Source organism: Methylobacterium hispanicum (assembly GCF_022179285.1).
GTDB lineage: Bacteria > Pseudomonadota > Alphaproteobacteria > Rhizobiales > Beijerinckiaceae > Methylobacterium > Methylobacterium hispanicum.
On record NZ_BPQO01000007.1, the window covers coordinates 221,439 to 239,630 of the forward strand.

General features: G+C 73.0%; 16 protein-coding genes. 9 read left to right on the forward strand and 7 right to left on the reverse strand.

Features of this window, described 5'->3' with window-relative positions; translation table 11 throughout:
- Positions 1 to 359: 359 nt before the first annotated feature.
- The 9 genes from MFF56_RS10770 to MFF56_RS10810 all read left to right on the forward strand — a co-directional run bounded on the left by MFF56_RS10770 (position 360) and on the right by MFF56_RS10810 (position 10,916).
- Positions 360 to 665, forward strand: coding sequence for a hypothetical protein (locus tag MFF56_RS10770; RefSeq protein ID WP_156453449.1), 306 nt, complete (start codon positions 360 to 362; stop codon positions 663 to 665).
- Positions 666 to 791: 126 nt separating this feature from the next.
- A complete protein-coding gene (locus MFF56_RS10775) occupies positions 792 to 1,643 on the forward strand; it encodes a helix-turn-helix domain-containing protein (RefSeq protein ID WP_066918284.1) in 852 nt (283 codons plus the stop codon).
- 139 nt (positions 1,644 to 1,782) lie between these two features.
- On the forward strand, positions 1,783 to 4,752 hold the full coding sequence (locus tag MFF56_RS10780) for a xanthine dehydrogenase family protein molybdopterin-binding subunit (protein ID WP_238230001.1): 2,970 nt from the start codon (positions 1,783 to 1,785) through the stop codon (positions 4,750 to 4,752).
- Positions 4,749 to 5,588 carry an FAD binding domain-containing protein gene (locus tag MFF56_RS10785; protein WP_238230002.1) on the forward strand — a complete coding sequence of 280 codons (840 nt, stop codon included), beginning with the start codon at positions 4,749 to 4,751 and terminating at the stop codon, positions 5,586 to 5,588. Before MFF56_RS10780 ends, MFF56_RS10785 begins: the two co-directional genes overlap by 4 nt.
- Positions 5,576 to 6,127: a (2Fe-2S)-binding protein gene (locus tag MFF56_RS10790; RefSeq protein ID WP_066923357.1), complete on the forward strand. Its 552-nt coding sequence runs from the start codon at positions 5,576 to 5,578 to the stop codon at positions 6,125 to 6,127. Before MFF56_RS10785 ends, MFF56_RS10790 begins: the two co-directional genes overlap by 13 nt.
- Positions 6,120 to 7,709, forward strand: a complete 1,590-nt coding sequence (locus tag MFF56_RS10795) for an AMP-binding protein (RefSeq protein WP_066923359.1) — start codon at positions 6,120 to 6,122, stop codon at positions 7,707 to 7,709. Before MFF56_RS10790 ends, MFF56_RS10795 begins: the two co-directional genes overlap by 8 nt.
- 51 nt (positions 7,710 to 7,760) lie before the next feature.
- Positions 7,761 to 8,552 carry an enoyl-CoA hydratase/isomerase family protein gene (locus tag MFF56_RS10800; protein WP_066923362.1) on the forward strand — a complete coding sequence of 264 codons (792 nt, stop codon included), beginning with the start codon at positions 7,761 to 7,763 and terminating at the stop codon, positions 8,550 to 8,552.
- A gap of 86 nt (positions 8,553 to 8,638) precedes the next feature.
- Positions 8,639 to 9,985 (forward strand): MFS transporter, encoded by a 1,347-nt coding sequence (locus MFF56_RS10805; RefSeq protein ID WP_066923365.1) that lies wholly within the window; start codon positions 8,639 to 8,641, stop codon positions 9,983 to 9,985.
- A gap of 76 nt (positions 9,986 to 10,061) precedes the next feature.
- Positions 10,062 to 10,916: an alpha/beta fold hydrolase gene (locus MFF56_RS10810; RefSeq protein ID WP_238230003.1), complete on the forward strand. Its 855-nt coding sequence runs from the start codon at positions 10,062 to 10,064 to the stop codon at positions 10,914 to 10,916.
- Positions 10,917 to 11,054: 138 nt separating this feature from the next.
- On the opposite strand, the gene MFF56_RS10815 is transcribed toward MFF56_RS10810, so the two are convergent.
- Genes MFF56_RS10815 through MFF56_RS10845 form a run of 7 tightly spaced genes read right to left on the reverse strand, consistent with a single transcriptional unit; the run spans position 11,055 to position 17,966 of the window.
- Complete coding sequence (locus tag MFF56_RS10815; RefSeq protein ID WP_066919694.1) at positions 11,055 to 11,828, reverse strand: FadR/GntR family transcriptional regulator; 774 nt, start codon at positions 11,826 to 11,828, stop codon at positions 11,055 to 11,057.
- Positions 11,825 to 13,312 carry a M81 family metallopeptidase gene (locus tag MFF56_RS10820; protein ID WP_066919692.1) on the reverse strand — a complete coding sequence of 496 codons (1,488 nt, stop codon included), beginning with the start codon at positions 13,310 to 13,312 and terminating at the stop codon, positions 11,825 to 11,827. Before MFF56_RS10820 ends, MFF56_RS10815 begins: the two co-directional genes overlap by 4 nt.
- A 32-nt stretch (positions 13,313 to 13,344) precedes the next feature.
- Positions 13,345 to 14,058: an ABC transporter ATP-binding protein gene (locus tag MFF56_RS10825; protein ID WP_066919690.1), complete on the reverse strand. Its 714-nt coding sequence runs from the start codon at positions 14,056 to 14,058 to the stop codon at positions 13,345 to 13,347.
- Entirely contained in the window at positions 14,055 to 14,864 is an 810-nt protein-coding gene (locus MFF56_RS10830; protein WP_238230004.1) for an ABC transporter ATP-binding protein, read from the reverse strand. Before MFF56_RS10830 ends, MFF56_RS10825 begins: the two co-directional genes overlap by 4 nt.
- Positions 14,861 to 15,856: a branched-chain amino acid ABC transporter permease gene (locus MFF56_RS10835; RefSeq protein ID WP_066919688.1), complete on the reverse strand. Its 996-nt coding sequence runs from the start codon at positions 15,854 to 15,856 to the stop codon at positions 14,861 to 14,863. The genes MFF56_RS10830 and MFF56_RS10835 overlap by 4 nt, the downstream gene beginning before the upstream one ends.
- Positions 15,857 to 15,867: 11 nt before the next feature.
- Positions 15,868 to 16,722 carry a branched-chain amino acid ABC transporter permease gene (locus tag MFF56_RS10840; RefSeq protein ID WP_082772904.1) on the reverse strand — a complete coding sequence of 285 codons (855 nt, stop codon included), beginning with the start codon at positions 16,720 to 16,722 and terminating at the stop codon, positions 15,868 to 15,870.
- A gap of 38 nt (positions 16,723 to 16,760) precedes the next feature.
- Entirely contained in the window at positions 16,761 to 17,966 is a 1,206-nt protein-coding gene (locus MFF56_RS10845) for an ABC transporter substrate-binding protein (protein ID WP_066919686.1), read from the reverse strand.
- Positions 17,967 to 18,192: the final 226 nt, after the last annotated feature.

Here is an 18,192-nt window from a genome sequence, read left to right on the forward strand (position 1 = left end):
GCTTACGGGCAGGCGCTTTGATGCAGGTCAAAGCGAGACACGCGGATCGACCGGAAGGAAGGCGGCGAGCTTCCTGGGTCAGTCATGCTCCTGTCCAGCGATGCGGCAGGTCCTGTCGTCCCTGAGCCGTCCGAGCGCAGCCCGCGCACGACGAAGCCGGCCGTCGACCACCGCACCGCGGTCGGACTGCCATCACCTCTCATGACCGGAGGTTTGTCATGGTTTCCAGCCTTCAGAGGATCGTAGGCGCGGGCGTGGTCGCAGCCGGTCTCGCGGCCGGCGGAAGCGCACCCGTCGGTGCGGCCCCGCTTCCCGCCGCATCGGTCGAGCAGGTCGCCGGCGCAAAACTCACCGAGCAGGTGTACTGGTACGGGTGGGGACCAGGCTGGGGCGCGGCCCTGGCGACCGGCGCCGTCGTCGGGGGTGCCCTGGGGCTGGCGGCCGCTGCAACGGCGCCGATCGATCCCTACTGGTACGGGTACCCGGCCTATTATCCAGCCTCCTATCCGTATCCCGTCTACGTCCGCCGCTACCGGCGAGCCTACTGGTCGCCCTATGGCTGGCGGGGCTACGATACCGACTACCGTGTCTATCGTCGCGCCTTCTGGCGCACCTATGGCTGGGGCTATCCGCGGGTCTATTATCGGCGAGCCTACTGGTACTGACGCCGGCGTGCTGTGCGACGCGCCAGCGGATGGCATCGAGATCCGGGCGGGTCCGCGCATCCGCGGGCGACCTGCCTTGGTCGGCGCTCGATGGCCGCACCTCGGGCGGTGTGGTATCCGTGAGGGATGTCCGAAGCTCTCGAGATTGCCCACGGCGATTTCGGCCGTGTGGCCCTGCTCGACATGGACCGCGGCCTCGTCCGGCACGCGCATCATCACTGCCATGTCCTGCTGAAGGTCGAGGGCGACGACACGCAGTTCCTGGTCGGCGAGCGCGTCGTCCGCCTCACCGACGAGCAGGCCGTCCTCGTCAACGCCTGGGAGACGCACGCCTACCTGCACGATCCGGCGCGCGACAAGGCGATGATCCTCGCGCTCTACATCGAGCCGGCCTGGCTCGGATCCTTCCGCGACAACTGGGCGGCGAGCGGCGCGCCGGGCTTCTTCGAGCAGCCGGTCGGCCTGATCACGGCCCGGATCCGGCAACTCGCCCGGGACCTCGCGGGCGAGATGGTCTACGCGCCGGATTCGCGCCGCATCCGCGAGACCCTGCTGCCCGGGCTGATGATCGCCCTGATCGAGCGCTTCACCGCGTGGCGCGAGGCCGGGTCCTCCCTGCGGGGGGCGAGCCGCAACCGGGACTGGCGCGTGCAGCGGGCCATCGCCCGGATCCGGGCCGAGCCCGGGACCGGGAGCGGCATCGACGCGCTCGCGCGCGAGGTCGGGCTCTCGCGGGCCCACTTCTACCGCCTGTTCGAGCAGACGACCGGCGCCTCGCCCAACGTCTTCAAGAACGCCGTCCGGGTCGAGCGCGCGGTCCGGACCATCGTCGGCACCGACCAGGGCCTGACGGAGCTCTCGCTCGGCCTCGGCTTCTCCACGCCCGCGCATTTCTCGCGCTTCTTCCGCGACCATGTCGGCGTCCCGCCGAGCGTCTTCCGCGGCATCGTGCGCCGGGGCGCCCCGCCGCCGGCCTGAGCGCCGCCGCGCATCCTGCCGCGGCGCTTTTTGAGACGTCTGGGTAAGTCGCGAGACGCGGCGGGATCCTCCGTCGCGTGGCACGCGATGCATCCTCCTCGAACCGGGCCGGCAAGAGCCCTGGGCGAGGAAGCGAACGTTGGGCATCGAGCACATCCCGTTCGTCGGACGGTCGGTCGAGCGCGTCGAGGACGCGGGCCTTCTGTCGGGGCGCGGGCGCTACATCGACGATCTGGGCACGAAGCCGGGCACGCTGCACGCGGCGATCCTGCGCTCGCCCCACGCGCACGCGGACATCGTCGAGATCGACGCCGCCGCCGCGCTGGCGCTGCCGGGCATCGCGGCCGTGATCACCGGGCGCGACCTCCTCGACATCACCGCGGGCCTCGTCCCGGCGGTCCGCGCGGCCGTGGATGCCCGCGCCGTCGCGGTCGACCGGGTCCGCTACGTCGGCGAGCCGGTCGCCGTCGTCCTGGGGAGCGACCGCTACGTCGCGGAGGACGGCTGCGACCTCATCGAGGTCGCCTACCGGCCGCGCCCGGCCGTGGTCGACCCGCTCGCGGCGCTGGCGCCCGACGCCCCCATCCTCCACGACGGCGTCGGCGCGAACCAAGTCAGCGACCGCGCCTTCCGGTACGGCGACCCCGAAGCTGCTTTCGGGCGGGCGAAGCACACGCTCTCGGTGACGGTCCGCTACCCGCGCAACACCGGCTGCCCGATGGAGACCTACGGGGTCGTCGCCGAGTACGACGCCGCCGACGACAGCTACGACGTGCTCGCCAACTTCCAGGGCCCGTTCAGCATCCACGCCGTGCTCGCCCGGGCGCTCAAGGTGCCGGGCAACCGCCTGCGCCTGCGCACGCCCCCCGATTCCGGCGGCAGCTTCGGCGTGAAGCAGGGCGTCGCGCCCTACGCGGTCCTGATCGCGGCGGCCGCCCGCAGGGTCGGCCGTCCGGTGAAATGGGTCGAGGACCGGCTGGAGCACCTCGCCGCCTCGGTCTCGGCCACCAACCGCGTCACCACGCTCACGGCCGCCTTCGACGACGCGGGCCGCGTCGAGGCCCTCGACTGGGATCAGGTCGAGGATTGCGGGGCGTATCTGCGCGCGCCCGAGCCCGCCACGCTCTACCGCATGCACGGCAACATGACCGGCGCCTACGCGATCCGGAACGTGCGGATGCGCAACCGCGTGGTGCTGACCAACAAGACGCCGACCGGGCTGGTGCGCGGCTTCGGCGGCCCGCAGGTCTACTATCCCCTGGAACGGCTGATGCAGCGCATCGCCGTGACGCTCGGCCTCGACCCGCTCGAGGTGATCCGCCGCAACCTGATCCCGGCCGACGCCTTCCCGTACCGCACGGCGACCGGCGCGCTCTACGATTCCGGCAACTACCAGCACGCCCTCGACGTGGCCGCGCGCGACGGCGGGCTCGCCGAACTCGTCCGCCGCCGCGCCGAGGCCCGCGCCGCGGGCCGCCTCTACGGGATCGGCTATACCGCGGCGGTCGAGCCCAGCGTCTCGAACATGGGCTACATCACCACCGTCCTCACCGCGGCCGAGCGCGCCAAGGCCGGCCCGAAGAACGGGGCGCAGGCCACCGCCACCATCACGCTCGATCCGGTCGGCGCGGTGACCGTGCAGGTCGCCTCCGTGCCGCAGGGCCAGGGCCACCGCACCGTGCTGGCGCAGGTGGTGGCGGACGTGTTCGGGATCGGCCTCGACCAGGTCCGGGTCACGGCCGACCTCGACACCGCCAAGGACGCGTGGTCGATCGCCTCGGGCAACTATTCGAGCCGCTTCGCCGCTGCGGTGGCGGGCGTCGCGCACCAGGCGGCGCTCAGGCTGCGCGAAAAGCTCGCGGCGGTGGCGGCGGCCCAGCTCAACCTGCGCGCCGACGACCTCGTCTTCGCGGGCGGCCGGGTCGGCTCGCGCACGAACCCGGACGCGTCGCTCCCCTTCGCCCGCGTTGCGGCGACGGCCCACTGGTCGCCGGGCCTCCTGCCCGACATGGACGGCGCGCCGATCCGCGAGACCGCCTTCTGGACGCCGCCGCAGCTCACGGCGCCGGACGAGGCCGATGCGGTGAATTCCTCGCTCTGCCACGGCTTCATCTTCGATTTCTGCGGGGTCGAGATCGATCCGGTCACCGGCAAGATCGCGATCGACCGCTACGTCACGATGCACGATTGCGGGCGGATCCTGCATCCCGGCATGGTCGAGGGGCAGGTGCGCGGCGGCTTCGCGCAGGCGCTGGGCGCCGCGGTCTACGAGGAACTCGCCTACGGCGCGGACGGCGCCTTCCTGTCCGGAACGCTCGCCGACTACCTCCTCCCGACCGCGACCGAGATGCCGGAGCTCACGGTCCTGCACGTCGAGAGCCCGTCGCCCTTCACGCCGCTCGGCGCCAAGGGCGTCGGCGAGGGCAATTGCATGTCGACCCCGGTCTGCCTCGCCAACGCGGTGGCGGACGCGCTCTCCCTGGAGGCGATCGACCTGCCGCTGACCCCGGCCAAACTCGCCGCGCTCGCCGCCGGCCGCGACGAGCCGGCTCCGCCCGCCGGGCGCGCCGGGCAGGGCGCGCCCTCTCGGGGATCGAAGCCCGGCGACCGTACGATGCGCGGCGAGGGCTCGGCGCGCGTCGCGGCGCCGCCCGAGGCCGTCTGGGCGATGCTGCTCGATCCCGAGGTGCTGGCCTCGGTGATCCCGGGCGCGCACGGGGTGCGCAAGCGCTCGGACACGCATTTCACCGCCGAGGTCACCCTCGGCGTCGGGCCGGTGAAGGGCCGCTACAAGGCCGACATCCGGCTCTCCGACCTCGACCCCCCGCGCGCGGCGACGCTCGCCGGCACGGTGACGGGCGCGCTCGGCAACGGCGGCGGCTCCGGCCGCATCACCCTGACGCCCGAGGGGCCGGGCACGCGGATCGGCTACGCCTACGAGGCCGCGGTCGGCGGCAAGGTCGCGGCGGTGGGCGGGCGCCTGCTCGACGGCGCCGCCCGCGTGATCATCGGCGGCTTCTTCGCCGCCCTCGCGCGGCGCGCGGGCGGGGGCGCGACCGCGCCCGGCCTGCTGCGCCGCCTGCTGGCCCGCCTGGGGATCACGCGATGAAGCCCGCACCCTTCGGCTACCTGCGCGCGGACAGCCTCGACCAGGCGCTCGACGCGCTCGCGCGGCACGGCGACGAGGCCCGGGTCGTGGCGGGCGGCCAGTCCCTCCTGCCCATGCTCAACATGCGGCTGACGAAGCCCGCCGTGCTCGTCGACGTGATGCGGATCCAGGCCCTGCGCGAGCCGGTGCCGGAGCGCGGCGCGCTCGTGATCCCGGCGGGTGTGCGCCAGGCGATCCTGCTCGACCGGCCGGGGCTCGCCGACGACCTGCCGCTGCTCGCCGCCGCTCTGCCCTGGGTCGGGCACGTCCAGACCCGGGCGCGGGGCACGCTGTGCGGCTCGGTCGCCCACGCGGACCCGAGCGCCGAGATCCCGCTCTGCCTCGTGGCGCTGGAGGGCGAGGTGCGGCTGCGCGCGCGCAAGCGTCGGCGGAGCGTGCGCGCCGAGGACTTCTTCACCGGCATGATGGTCACGGAGCGTGCCGACGACGAGCTGATCGAGGCGGTCCGTTACCCGACCCGGGCGGCGGGGACCGGCTACGCCTTCGCCGAGGTCGGGCGCCGCCACGGCGACTTCGCCATCGTGGCCTGCGCGGCGGTCGTGGACGCCCGGCGCATGCGCCTCGCGGTCGGCGGCGTCGCCGACCGGCCGACCGCGCGGGACTTCCCGCTCCTCGACGGCTCCGCCCTCGACGACGCCCTCAACGCCTTCGCCTGGGACCTCGGCGCGGGCGAGGATCTCCACGCCACCGCCCGCTACCGCCGCGACCTCGTGCGCCAGCTCGGCCGCCGCGTGCTGAGCGAGGCACGACAGGACTCTCTCCGATGCCGCAGCTAGACGCCGGCGCGCGCCACCGCGTGCGCTTCACCCTGAACGGCGCGCCCGCCGAGGTCGAGGTCGAGCCGCGCACGCTGCTCACCGACGCGCTCCGCCATGGGCTCGGGCTCACCGGGACGCATGTCGGCTGCGAGCACGGCGTCTGCGGCGCCTGCACGGTCGCGATCGACGGCGTGCCGGCCCGCGCCTGCCTGACGCTGGCGGTCGGGGTCGAGGGCTGCGACCTGCGAACCGTCGAGGGGCTGGCTCCCGAGCCCGGACGCCTCGGCGTGCTGCAGGCGGCCTTCCGGCGCCACCACGCCCTGCAATGCGGCTTCTGCACCGCCGGGATCCTGATGTCGCTCGACGCCTACCTGCGCCTGCGGCCGCGGGCGGGGCGCGCGGAGCTCACCGAGGTCGTCGGCGGCCATCTCTGCCGCTGCACCGGCTATGCCCCGATCCTCGCGGCGGCCCTCGAGGCCGCCGCCATCCTGCGCGGCGAGGACCCGTCCGGGCCCGCGACCCGAGAGGCGACCGACGCGGAGAAGGCCCATGCTTGACCTCGGCACCAGCTTCCTCGCGAGCGTCTCGCGCGATCCCCGGGCGCTCGCGATCGTGGACGGCGAGACCCGGCTGACCTACGCGGCCTGGTACGCGCGGATCTCCGACACGGTCGCCGGCCTCGACCGTCTCGGCCTCAAGCCCGGCGACCACCTCGTCACCGTGCTGCAGAACCGGCTGGAGGCGGCGACGCTGCACTGGGCCTGCCAGTTCGCCGGCCTCGTGCTGACGCCGATCAACTGGCGCGCCAAGCCCGACGAGATCGATTTCGCGATCGAGAATTCCGACGCCCGGGCACTCGCCTACGAGGCCGTCTCGGCCGCCGCCGTGCGGGCAAGCGCCGCCGCCCGGAGCCTGCCGCGCATCGCCGTCGGCCAGGGCACGGGCTCGGGGACGATTTCCTTCGCCGATCTCGCGCGGCCCGGGGCGGAGCCGGCCCGCCCCCGCGTCGGCGCGGAGGCCACCTCGCTGATGCTCTACACCTCGGGCACCACCGCCAAGCCGAAGGGCGTGCCCCGCCGCCACCGCGCGGAGCGCGCCGCCGCGCTCGCCCATGTGGCGCAGAACCTCTACGCGCGCGGCGAGCGGACGCTCGGCGTCATGCCGCTCTACCACACGATGGGCGTGCGCTCGCTCATCGCCATGTCGCTGATCGGCGGGGCCTTCGTCTGCCTGCCGCGCTTCGACGTGCCCGGGGCGCTCCGCCTGATCGCGGCCGAGCGGGTCACGAACCTCTACCTCGTGCCGACCCTCTACCACGACCTCGTGCACCACCCGGATTTCGCCGGGACGGACACCGCCTCGGTGCGCAAGCTCGGCTTCGCCGGCGCGCCGATGACCGACGGCCTGCTCGCGAGGCTCACCGAGGCGTTCCGGCCCGACCTCTTCGTCAACCATTACGGCTCGTCGGAGGTCTACACCTTCACGATCAACCAGGACGCCGCCACGAAGCCCGGCTCCGCGGGCCGGGCCGGCCTCAACACCCTGGTGCGCGTGGTGCCGCTCGGCGCCGCCGACCCGGAGGCGACCGCCGCTCCCGGCGAGGAGGGCGAGATCGCCGTGATCGCCAGCGGCGACGAGGCCTTCGAGGGCTACTGGCGGCGCCCCGAGGCGGACGCGAAGGCGTTCCGCGGCGGCTGGTACTTCACCGGCGACACGGGCTTCGCGGACGCGGACGGCGACATCTTCGTCACGGGCCGGGTCGACGACATGATCATCACCGGCGGCGAGAACGTCTCGCCGGTCGAGATCGAGAGCTGCCTCTCGCTGCACCCCGCGGTCTCCGAGGTGGCGGTGGTCGGCCTGCCCGACGAGCGCTGGGGCAAGCGCGTCACCGCCTTCGTCAAGCGCCGCTACGGCACCGACGGCCCCGCCCTCGACGCCCATTGCCGCGCCGCCGGTCTGCCGAGCCACAAGCTGCCCCGCGCCTACGTCTTCGTGGCCGAGATCCCGAAATCGCCGGTCGGCAAGCTCCTGCGCCGCCAGCTCGTGGCGGGCGCGTACGAGGCCGAGACCGGGGCTGAGACCGAGGCCAAGTCCAAGGCCAAGGCGGCGCCCGCCGGCGAGCCGACCGCCGCCTGACCCGCACCCGATCCCCTTCCGAGACGATCCCCCTCCGAGACGAGAGTGCCGATGACCGACGATCCCCGCCTGACGAACTTCGACGGCTTCCGCGTCGAGATCGACCCCGCCCGCGAGCGCGCCGACGTGGTCCTGAACCGGCCGCCGATGAACGTGATCGCGATGCCCCAGCGCGACGAGATCCGGAAGGCCTTCGAGGCGCTCGACGAGGATCCGCGGGTGCGCGTGATCGTGCTCAGGGCCGAGGGCGAGCACTTCTCGTCGGGCGGCTACATCAAGGGCTTCCTGGAGGCCTCGCCCGAGCACGTCTCGAAGCTCGCCTGGAACATCGCCGCGCCCGCGCGCTGCACCAAGCCGGTGATCGCGGCCAACCGCGGCTACACCTTCGGCGTCGGCTTCGAGATCTCGCTCGCCTGCGATTTCCGCATCGTCTCCGAGACCTGCCGCTACGCGCTCCCCGAGCAGAAGCTCGGCCAGATCCCGGGATCGGGCGGCTCGGCCCGCCTGCAGAAGATCGTCGGCATCACCCGCACCAAGGACATCGTGATGCGCTCCAAGCGCATCCCGGGACGGCAGGCGCTCGACTGGGGCATCGCCACCGAGTGCGTCCCCGACGCGGACCTCGAGAAGACGGTCGACGCGCTCGTCGAGGAGCTGCGCGCCTTCTCGCCGATCGCCCAGCGCACCGCCAAGAAGCTCCTCAACGACACCGAGGATTCGAGCCTCGCGATCGCGATCGAACTCGAGGGCCACTGCTACAGCCGCCTGCGCCAGGCGGACGACTTCCGCGAGGGCGTCGAGGCCTTCCACGAGAAGCGCCAGCCGCAGTTCACCGGCCGCTAGCCGAGGATCGCGACCGCCGCGCCGGCATCAAGACCGGCGGGCGGCACAGGGGCGGGCTCGCGCGCGAGCCCCGAGGGAGACGAGACATGGACGCCACCACGACGCTGGCCGCACCCGCGGCCCTGCCGAAGCCGACCACGCGCCAGACCGCGACCGCGGCGCTCGCCTCGTTGTTCGGCTGGGGCCTCGACCTGTTCGACCTGTTCATCCTGCTCTACGTGGCGCCGGTCGTCGGGGCCCTGTTCTTCCCGGCCGACAAGCCGATGCTGTCGCTGGCCGGAGCCTACGCATCCTTCGCGGTGACGCTGCTGATCCGCCCGCTCGGCTCGGCCCTGTTCGGCAGCTATGCGGACCGCTTCGGCCGGCGGCGCGCCCTGATGGTGGCGGTGATGGGCGTCGGCCTCTCGACGGCCGCCTTCGGCCTCCTGCCGACCGTCGGCCAGATCGGCTGGGTCGCCACCGCGATCTTCCTCGCCTTCCGGCTGATCCAGGGCATCTTCGTCGGCGGCGTGGTCGCGGCCTCGCACACGATCGGCACCGAGTCGGTGCCCGAGCGCTGGCGCGGCCTGATGTCGGGCTCCGTCGGGGGCGGCGGCGCGGCGATCGGCGGCCTGCTCGCCTCGCTCGTGTTCTCGATCGTCTCGCTGCTGGCGCCCGGCGAGGCCTTCGCGGCCTGGGGCTGGCGGGTGATGTTCTTCTCCGGCCTCCTCACCTCGGTGGTCGGTCTGGTGCTGTTCCGCAACCTCGAGGAATCGCCGATCTTCCGGCAGCTCCAGGCCGCGAAGGCGGCCCGCCGCGCCGACGCCGTGCCGGTCGTCTCGCCGGTGCGGGCCCTGTTCTCGGCCGAGCACGCCCGCAGCTTCCTGCTCGCCTCGCTGCTCTCCTTCGGCGGCGGCTCGGCCTACTACCTGACCGTGGGCTACCTCCCGACCGTGCTGAAGCTCGTGAACGGCCTGCCCAACGGGACCGCCTCGATGATGCTGATCGGCGCGAGCCTCGCCGCCGCGGCCGGCGCCTGCGGCCTGGGCGAGTTGAGCCAGCATATCGGGCGCAAGCGCTGCTTCCTCCTGATGGGCGCGGTGCGGCTCGTCGCCTTCCCGGTGCTGTTCCTGGCGCTCGGACGCGCCACGGACAACCTCGAGATCGGGCTCTACGCCATGCTCCTCGCCTTCGTGGCGAACGGGAGCTACGGCCCGCTGCTGATCTTCCTCAACGAGACCTTTCCGACCGCTCTGCGCGCCACCGGGACGGGGTTGAGCTGGAACATCGGCTTCGCGCTGGGGGGCATGCTGCCCACCCTCGTCTCGCTCACCGCCGACGGACCGGGGCAGATCACGATGGTGCTGGCGATCTTCTCGACGCTGGTCACGGTCGCCTACCTGATCGGCGCGGTCATGATGCCGGAGACGCGGGGCAACCTCGAGCGCGGGTGAGGACGCGATGCCGGACAGCGCATCCGGCCGATCCCGTCGGCGATCCCGACCCTCACGATCACGCAGGAGAGCGCCGATGGCATCCGGGCCGTGCGAGGTTTGCGAGGAACCCGCCGCGGGCTTCCTCGACCTCGGTCCGCAGCGTCTCGAGTACCGCCGCTCCGGCCCACGACCGGGCCATTCCCCCACGATCGTGCTCCTTCACGAGGGCCTCGGTTCGGCCGATGGCTGGTGGCCGTTCGCCGACGCGCTCGCCGAGGCGTCGGGATGCCCGGTCCTCGCCTATTCCCGCGCGGGCTACGGACGATCGAGCCCGGTCGCCCTGCCCCGCCCCCTCGACTATCTCGAGCGCGAGGCGGCGGAGGTTCTCCCGCGCGTGCTCGACGCGGCCGGCCTCCGGCGCACCGTCCTCGTCGGCCACTCGGACGGTGCGACGATCGCCGCCCTCGCGGCCGCCTCGGGCGACCCGCGCGTTTCGGGGGCGGCCCTGATCGCGCCGCACGTCGTCGTGGAACCCGCGACGATCGAGGGCGTCCGACGTGCCAGGGCGGCCTTCGAGGCCGGCGGCCTCAGGCGACGCCTCGCGGCGCAGCACGCGGACGTGGACGGCGCCTTCCGGGGTTGGAGCGATGCGTGGCTCGATCCCGAGCGATGCCGCTGGGACGTCCGGGCGGCCCTGCGGCGCCTGAGCGTGCCTCTCCTGCTCATCCAGGGCGAGCGGGACCGGTACGGCACGACAGTGCAGATCGATGCCGTGGCCCGCGCCTGTCCGCATGCGGAGGTTCACCTCCTGCCCGCGCTGGGGCACGCCCCTCAGGATCAGGATCCCGCGCGCGTCCTCGCCCTCGTCTCGGGCTTCCTGCTCGGCAACGGACTCGCGTCATCGGCCCCGATGCCGGCCTCCCGTCGCCCGGACGGCGCCGCGGCGTGATCGGGGTCGATCGTCGGGCGGGTTCGGGGCGAGGCGGCCGACGCCAGCGCCGCGCGACCGCGGGCCCGCGCCCCCACGACCGCCGGACCCGCCGACGCCGGCCTGCCGGACGCGCCCTCGATCGCCCCGTCCCGGGGCCTAGGTCCGCTCGCCGCTCAGGAGGTCGCGGTGGAAGGCGGCGTCGAGCCGGCGCATGAAATGCTCGGCGCAGCACATGTGCTCGTGCATCACCGCCTCGACCGCCCCGGCATCCTCCGCCCGGAAGGCGGCGACGAGCCGGCGATGGCTGTCGATGTTGTGGGCGCCGAAGGCCTCGTGCTCCGTCGCGCTGGCGCTGCGGAACTCCACGAGGTCGCGCAGCAGGCTGTTCAGGAACCGGCACATGAAGGCGAGGAGCGCGTTGTCGCTGGCGTCGCACAGGATGTCGTGGAACTTCAGCTCCAGCACGCGACCGCGGGCGCGATCGCCGGCGTCGGCCGCCGCCTGGCAGGCCTCGATGTTGCTCGCGAGCTGCCGCAGGACCTCGTCGTCGATCCGGCCCACGATGCTGACGCCCAGCGCGACTTCGAGGCTGCGCCGCACGGCGTAGACCTGGGCGAAGTCGAGCTGCCGGAAATGCAGGAAGCGGCGCAGCTGCTGGGCCGCGGCATCGAGCGAGACCGGCCGGATCTCCGCGCCGCCGTTGGGGCCGGGCTGCATCGTCACCAGCCCCTGCACCTCAAGGGCTTTCAGCGCTTCCCGGATCGTCCCCTTGGCACAGCCGTAATGCTGCATCAGCGCGCGCTCGTTCGGCAGGCGCTGGCCCGGTTCCATCCGTTCGCGGGCGATGCGTCGGCGCAGATCCTCGGCGATCTGATCGGAGAGCTTGATCCGCCGCAGCGGTGCCGCCTCCGCGTCGTCGTCGAGGCTCACCGCGGCCCCCAGGCTGCGTCCGGATCGAGCGGGTAGGCCGGGCGCGCCAGCTTGGCGAAGGGGAAGAGGCGGTAATCGGAGCTGGTGACCCCGGCGCTGGCGCACTCGACCACCGCCCGGGCGATCGGCTCGAAGACCGGGCGGCAATACATGCGCGACTTCAGGACGAGGAACCGCGCCGCCCGCGGATCGAGCCCGTTCTGCGTGAAGATCGCGCGGTCCCAGGGCTCGTGCGGCTCCTCCACGACCAGCACACGCGCCCGGCCGGTGTCGAGCACGGCGGCGCGGCCCATCGAGAAGCGCTGTCCCGTATAGGTCGGGCCCGTGACGACGTAGCCGCCGTCGCCGAGCGCCGCGACCCGGCCGGCGAGGGCGAGCGGTGCCCGGGGCGGGAAGCCCGGCAGCGCCACCTTGTTGCCGAGCCGGATCTCCGCCGCGGCGCCGGTCCCGGCCTGGAACAGGGCGGCCACGGAGTCGGGATCGCAGATCGGCCCGGCGACGATCCCGTCGAGGCCGGCCTCCAGGCAGCCGGCGAGCACGTCCATCACGTCGCAGGTGCCGCCCGACATGCAGTTGTCGCCGTGGTCGAGGAGCAGGACGGGCCCCTCGCCCGGGCCCTCGGCGGCCGCGCGGGCCGCCGCGAGGGATTCCGCGAGCGGCGCCTCCGCGTAGACGAAGTCCGCCCGGCGCGCCCAGAGCGCGGCTCCGAGTTCCTCCGCCGCGGCCCGCGCCAGCCCGGCGCTCTCGGCCGCGACGACGAAGGACGCGCCGGCCTCCGGCTGGTCGGCGAGGGAGAAGCCCCCGAACAGCGTGGCCGCGAGGATGCCGGGCCGCGCCTCGACGGCGCGCGCGGCGGCCACGAGGTCGGCCATCGGTCCCGGCACGCGGGTGTCCATCCGCAGGGTGTGGGCGAGCTGGGGCGGGTGGCACCAAGCCTGGTGCGGGCGCAGACCCGCGTCGAGCATGCGGCCGACGAGACGGGCGACGTGCGCCCCGGTCTCGGCCATGTCCACGTGCGGGTAGGTCTTGAAGCCGACGATCACATCCGCGGCCGCGACCATGCCGGGCGTGACGTTGGCGTGGAGGTCGAGCGCCACGCCGAGCGGGACGTCCGGCGCGACCGCGCGGATCCGGGCGAGGAGCTCGCCCTCGCCGTCGTCCAGGCTCTCCGTCACCATCGCGCCGTGGAGGTCGAGCAGGATGGCGTCGCACCCCTCGGAGACCGCCGCCACGATCGCGCCGGACAGGGCCTCGAAGGCGGCGTCGGCGACGGGCCCGCTCGGGTTGGCGTGGGCCGAGACCGGAACCGCCACCCCGGCGCCGCGCGCCTCCGCGAAGGCCAGGAAGGCGCCGAGCGCCGTGGCGCTGCCCGTGCCCGCCGCGCGGGCCGCCTCGCCCCAGAGGGGCCGGAAGGCTTCGAGCGGCGTCGCCAGCGGCGAGAAGGTGTTCGTCTCGTGGTTCAGGCGAGCGGTCACGATGCGCATGGCGGCTTCCGAGAGTGGGCGGGCCAGAGGGCTCAGTGGGCCTTCACGCCGAGGAAGCGGTCGCGCGCCGCCTCGTCCCGCGCGAAGTCCGGCCCGCTGGCGTGGTAGGCGATCCGGCCGAGTTCGAGGATGTAGTGCCGGTCGGCGAGGCTGATGCAGACGGCGAGGTTCTGCTCGACCAGCAGGATCGGCACGCCCGCGTCCCGGATCAGGCGAATCTGCGCCACGATCTCCTCGACGATGACCGGGGCGAGGCCCTCGACGGGCTCGTCGAGCATCAGGAGCTTGGGGCCGGTGAGGAGCGCGCGGGCGATCGCGAGCATCTGCTGCTCGCCGCCGGAGAGCTGCGCGCCGCCGTTGCGGCGCCGCTCCTCCAGGCGCGGGAAGATCCGGTAGACGTCGGCGAGCGCCCAGGGCGAGCCCTTCCGCACGGCGATCCGCAGGTTCTCCTCGACCGTGAGGAGGCCGAAGATGCCGCGATTCTCCGGCACCAGGCCGAGGCCGGCGCGGGCGATGCGGTGGGGCGCCCAGCCGGCGATCTCGGCGCCCCCGAAGGTCACGCGGCCCCGCCGCGGCGGCAGGAGGCCGGCGGCGCTGCGCAGGGTCGAGGTCTTGCCCGCGCCGTTGCGGCCGAGCAGGCAGACGATCTCGCCCGGGCCCACCTCGAGGCTGACGCCCTGAAGGATGTGGCTCTTGCCGTAGAAGCCGTGGACGTCGTCGAGACGCAGAGCCGCCCCCGCGCTCATCGCAGGTCCCCCGTGATCATGTTGCCGAGATAGGCCCGGCGCACCTCCGGGTCGTCGCGCACCGCCGCGGGCCGCCCCTCGACCAGGACCTGCCCGGCGCGCATCACCGTCACGGTGTCGCTGATGTTCATCACGATGCCCATGTTGTGCTCGATGAACAGCACGGTGTGGTCGCGGCCGAGGTCGCGGATCAGGTCGGTCATCGCGCCGATGTCGTCCGTGCCCATGCCGGAGGTCGGCTCGTCGAGCAGGATCACCCGGGGCCGGGCCGCCATCGCCATGCCGACCTCGAGCCGCCGCTGCTGGCCGTGCGAGAGTTCGCCCGCCGGGCGGCCCGCGACGCCCGCGAGGTCGAGGCGCGCGAGGAGCGCGTCCACGACGGCGAAGGCGGCGTCCCGCTCCGAGACCGCGCGCCAGGGCGCGAGCGCGGCCCAGGGCGTGCGCCCCTGGGCTGCGAGCCGCAGGTTCTCGCGCACGCTCAGGGTGGCGAACAGGCTCGTGACCTGGAAGGAGCGGGCGAGGCCGAGGCGCACCCGGTCGTCGTCGCGGGTGCGGGTGATGTCGCGGCCCCCGAGCGTGATGCGCCCGCTCGCCGCGCGGACACGGCCGGTGAGGGCGTGGAACAGGGTGGTCTTGCCCGCCCCGTTCGGCCCGATGATCGCGTGGACGCTGTTCGGGCGCACCCGCAGGGTGATGTCCTTGAGCGCGACGAAGCTGCCGTAGCGCACGCCGAGCCCGTCCGCGGCCAGGGCGGGCTCGACGGGGGGCTCGATGGCAGACGCGACGGCTTTGGAGGCGGCGGTCACGGGCGGCTCTCCTCCGGCAGGGTGGCGTCCGCGGATGCGGGCTCCGGGGGCGGCTCGCGCGCGACGAGCGCGGCGGCCCGCTCGACGAGGCCCCAGAGGCCGCGCTGCATGAACAGGGCGACGGCGACGAGGAGGACGCCGAGCAGCAGCAGCCAGCGCGGCCAGATCGCCGAGAGGAGGTCGCCGGCCACGAGGTAGAAGGCGGCGCCGAGCACCGAGGCGAACAGGTTTCCGGCCCCGCCGATGATCGTCATGATCAGCAGCGTCTCGCTGGTGTGGTACTCGATGTTCGATAGCGGGGCGACGCCGATCAGCATGGCGTGCAGGGCGCCCGCGAGCGCCGTCACCGCCCCCGAGATCGCGAAGGCCGCGACCTTGAAGGTGCGGACCGGGAAGCCGATGGCGCTGGCCCTGGCCTCGTTGTCCCGGATCGCCAGCAGGGTGCGGCCGAAGGTCGAGAGCGCCACCCGCTGGAGCGCGGCGAACAGCCCGAGGAAGAGCGCGGCGACGAAGGCGTAGTAGGCCCAGGGATCCGAGAGCGGCTTCCCGCCGAGCGCGGGGCGCGGCACGTTGAGGAGGCCGTTGTCGCCGCCGGTCAGGTCGCCGAGCGTGTAGGCCAGGAAGTAGAACAGCTGCGAGAAGGCGAGCGTCAGCATCACGAAGTAGACGCCCTGCCGCCGGATCGAGAGCCAGCCGACCGCGGTCGCGGTCGCGGCTCCGACGAGCGCCACGGCCGGCAGCATCGCCGGGGCGGGCCATCCGGCGCGCAGCAGGATGAGGCCGGCCGCGTAGCTGCCCAGCCCGAAGAAGATGCCCTGCCCGAAGGAGAGCAGGCCCGTATAGCCGAGGAGCAGGTTGCAGGCGGCCGCCGCCAGCCCGTAGATCAGGATCTCGCTCGCGAGCGTGCCCGAGCGGAGGACGAGCGGCAGGACCAGCACGGTCGCCGCGGCGAGCCCGAAATGGACGATGGGGCGTTCGAGGAGGCGGGTCATCGCTCGTCTCCTCAGGCGCGTCCGAACAATCCGCGCGGCATCGTCACGATGACCGCCGCCATGCCGAGATAGATCATCAGCCGGGCCCCCTCGGGCCAGAGCGTGGCCATCAGGCTCTGGGCGATGCCGACCGCGAGGCCGGCCGCGAGCGCGCCCGCGTAGCTCCCCATGCCGCCGACCACCACGACCACGAAGGCGACGCTGAGCGCCTCGACGCTCATGAACGGATCGACCCCGCGGATCGGCGCGGCGAGCGCCCCGGCGAGGCCCGCGAGCCCGGCCCCGAGCCCGAACACGGCGGTGTTGATGCGCCGCGTGTCGTAGCCGAGGAGCGCCATGGTCTCGGGCGATTCCGAGCCGGCGCGCACGATGGCACCGAGCCGCGTGCCCTCCAGGAGCCACCACAATCCTCCGGCCAGCAGCGCGGTCAGCGCGATCACGAAGAGGCGGTACTCGGGGTAGATGAAGTCGCCCAGGATCACGACGCCCGAGAGGCTGTCGGGCGGGGCGAGGTTCGCGCCGATCGGCCCCCAGACGATGATCACGATCTCCTGCACCGCCAGCGCGAGGCCGACGGTCGCGAGGATGTGGAAGGTGTGCGCCTGGGCGTAGATCCGGCGCAGCAGCACGGCCTCGGTCAGGGCGGCGAGCGCGCCGACGGCCAGGAAGGCGAGCGGCAGGGCGAGCCAGAAGCTCACCCCCCGCTCGACCATCGTGTAGGCGAGGTAGGCCCCCAGCATGTAGAAGGCGCCGTGCGCGAAGTTCACGAACTGCAGCAGCCCGAAGATGATGCTCAGTCCCACCGCGAGCAGGAAGTAGAGCATCCCCAGGCCGATGCCGTTGAGGATCTGGAACAGGTAGGTCACGCGAGCCTCCGCGCCGCCGGGCCGATCCGCCGCGCGCCTCAGCTCATCTTGCAGCCGGCGGCCTCGGACGAGAGGAACGACTTGCCGGAGCTGACGATCTCGACGAAATCGTCCTTGTCGGCCATCTGCGACTTGGGCTTTCCTTTGAGCAGGTAATAGTTCTTGATGACCTGATGGTCGGCGGCGCGGATCTCCTCGTCGCCGGTGAGACCCGCATAGGTCAAGCCCTCCAGCGCCTTGGTGACGGCGGGCCCTTCCGCGGATCCGGCCTTCGCGGCGCCGTCGAGCAGGAGCTTCGTCATCAGGTAGGAGCCCGCGAAGGAGTAGTTCGGGCTGAACTTGCGCGTCGCCCGCACCTTCGCGACGAAGGCCTTGTTCGACGGTGTGTCGATGCCGTGCCAGTACTGCGCGCCGAAATAGACGCCCTCGCACAGGTCGGGCCCCAGGGCCTCGAACTGCTCCAGGCCCGAGGCCCAGGCCAGCACGATGGTCATGCGCTTCTTCAGGCCGAAGCTCACCGCCTGGCGCAGGGTGTCGGAGGATTGCGACCCGAAGCTCAGGATCAGCAGCACGTCGGGCTTGGCCGCGATGGCGTTGGTCAGGTAGCCGCTGAACTCCTTCTCGGCGAGCGCGTGGTAGCTGTTGCCCACATGCTCGATGCCCTTCTCCTGGAAGACCGCCTTGGCGGCGCCGAGCAGCCCCTCGCCGAAGACGTATTGCGGCGTGATCGTGTACCAGCGCTTGGCCTGCGGCATCCGCTCGATCAGCGGGCGCACGGTCTGGGCGATCGCCCCGTGGGTGGGCACGCTCCAGCGGAAGGTGCCGCGGTTGCACTCCTTGCCGGTGATCTCGTCGGCGCCGGCGGTGGTGAAGAACACGCCGCCGCCATTCGTCACCTCCTTGCCCATCACGAGCGCTTCCGAGGAGAGGATCCCGCCGGCGAACAGCCGGGCGCCCTCGGCCATCGCCTCCTGCACCCGCCGGGCCGCGGTCGCGGGCTTGCCCTCGGTGTCGAGGTCGCGCGCCACCACCTTGCGTCCCAGAACCGTGCCGGCCTCCTCGGCGGCGAAGGCCGCGCCGAGCGCGGCGAACTTCCCGTTCGCCGCGAAGGCACCCGACATCGGCAGCGGCGCCCCGACGACGAGGTCGGCACCCGCGGCCCGCGCGCCTCGCAGCAGGGCCGGCGACGTCAGGGATGCGAGGGCGAAGGACGAGGTGGCCAGAAAGGAGCGGCGGTCGAGCATGGCACCATCCTGAGAATCGGTCGGACAATCCTATCTATACGTATCGATAGAGCCGACCAAATGGCGCGGCAAACCCGATTTTTACTGCACTGCAAAAATGTGCAGCTGCACAAATGCCGTGCACTGCAATAAGCGAGGGTGCCGTGCGACCGGCGCTGCCGTTTCGGTCACGGTCCTCCGGACAGGGTTCAGCCGAAGGGTTCGGCCTCCGACAGGGGCCGGCCAC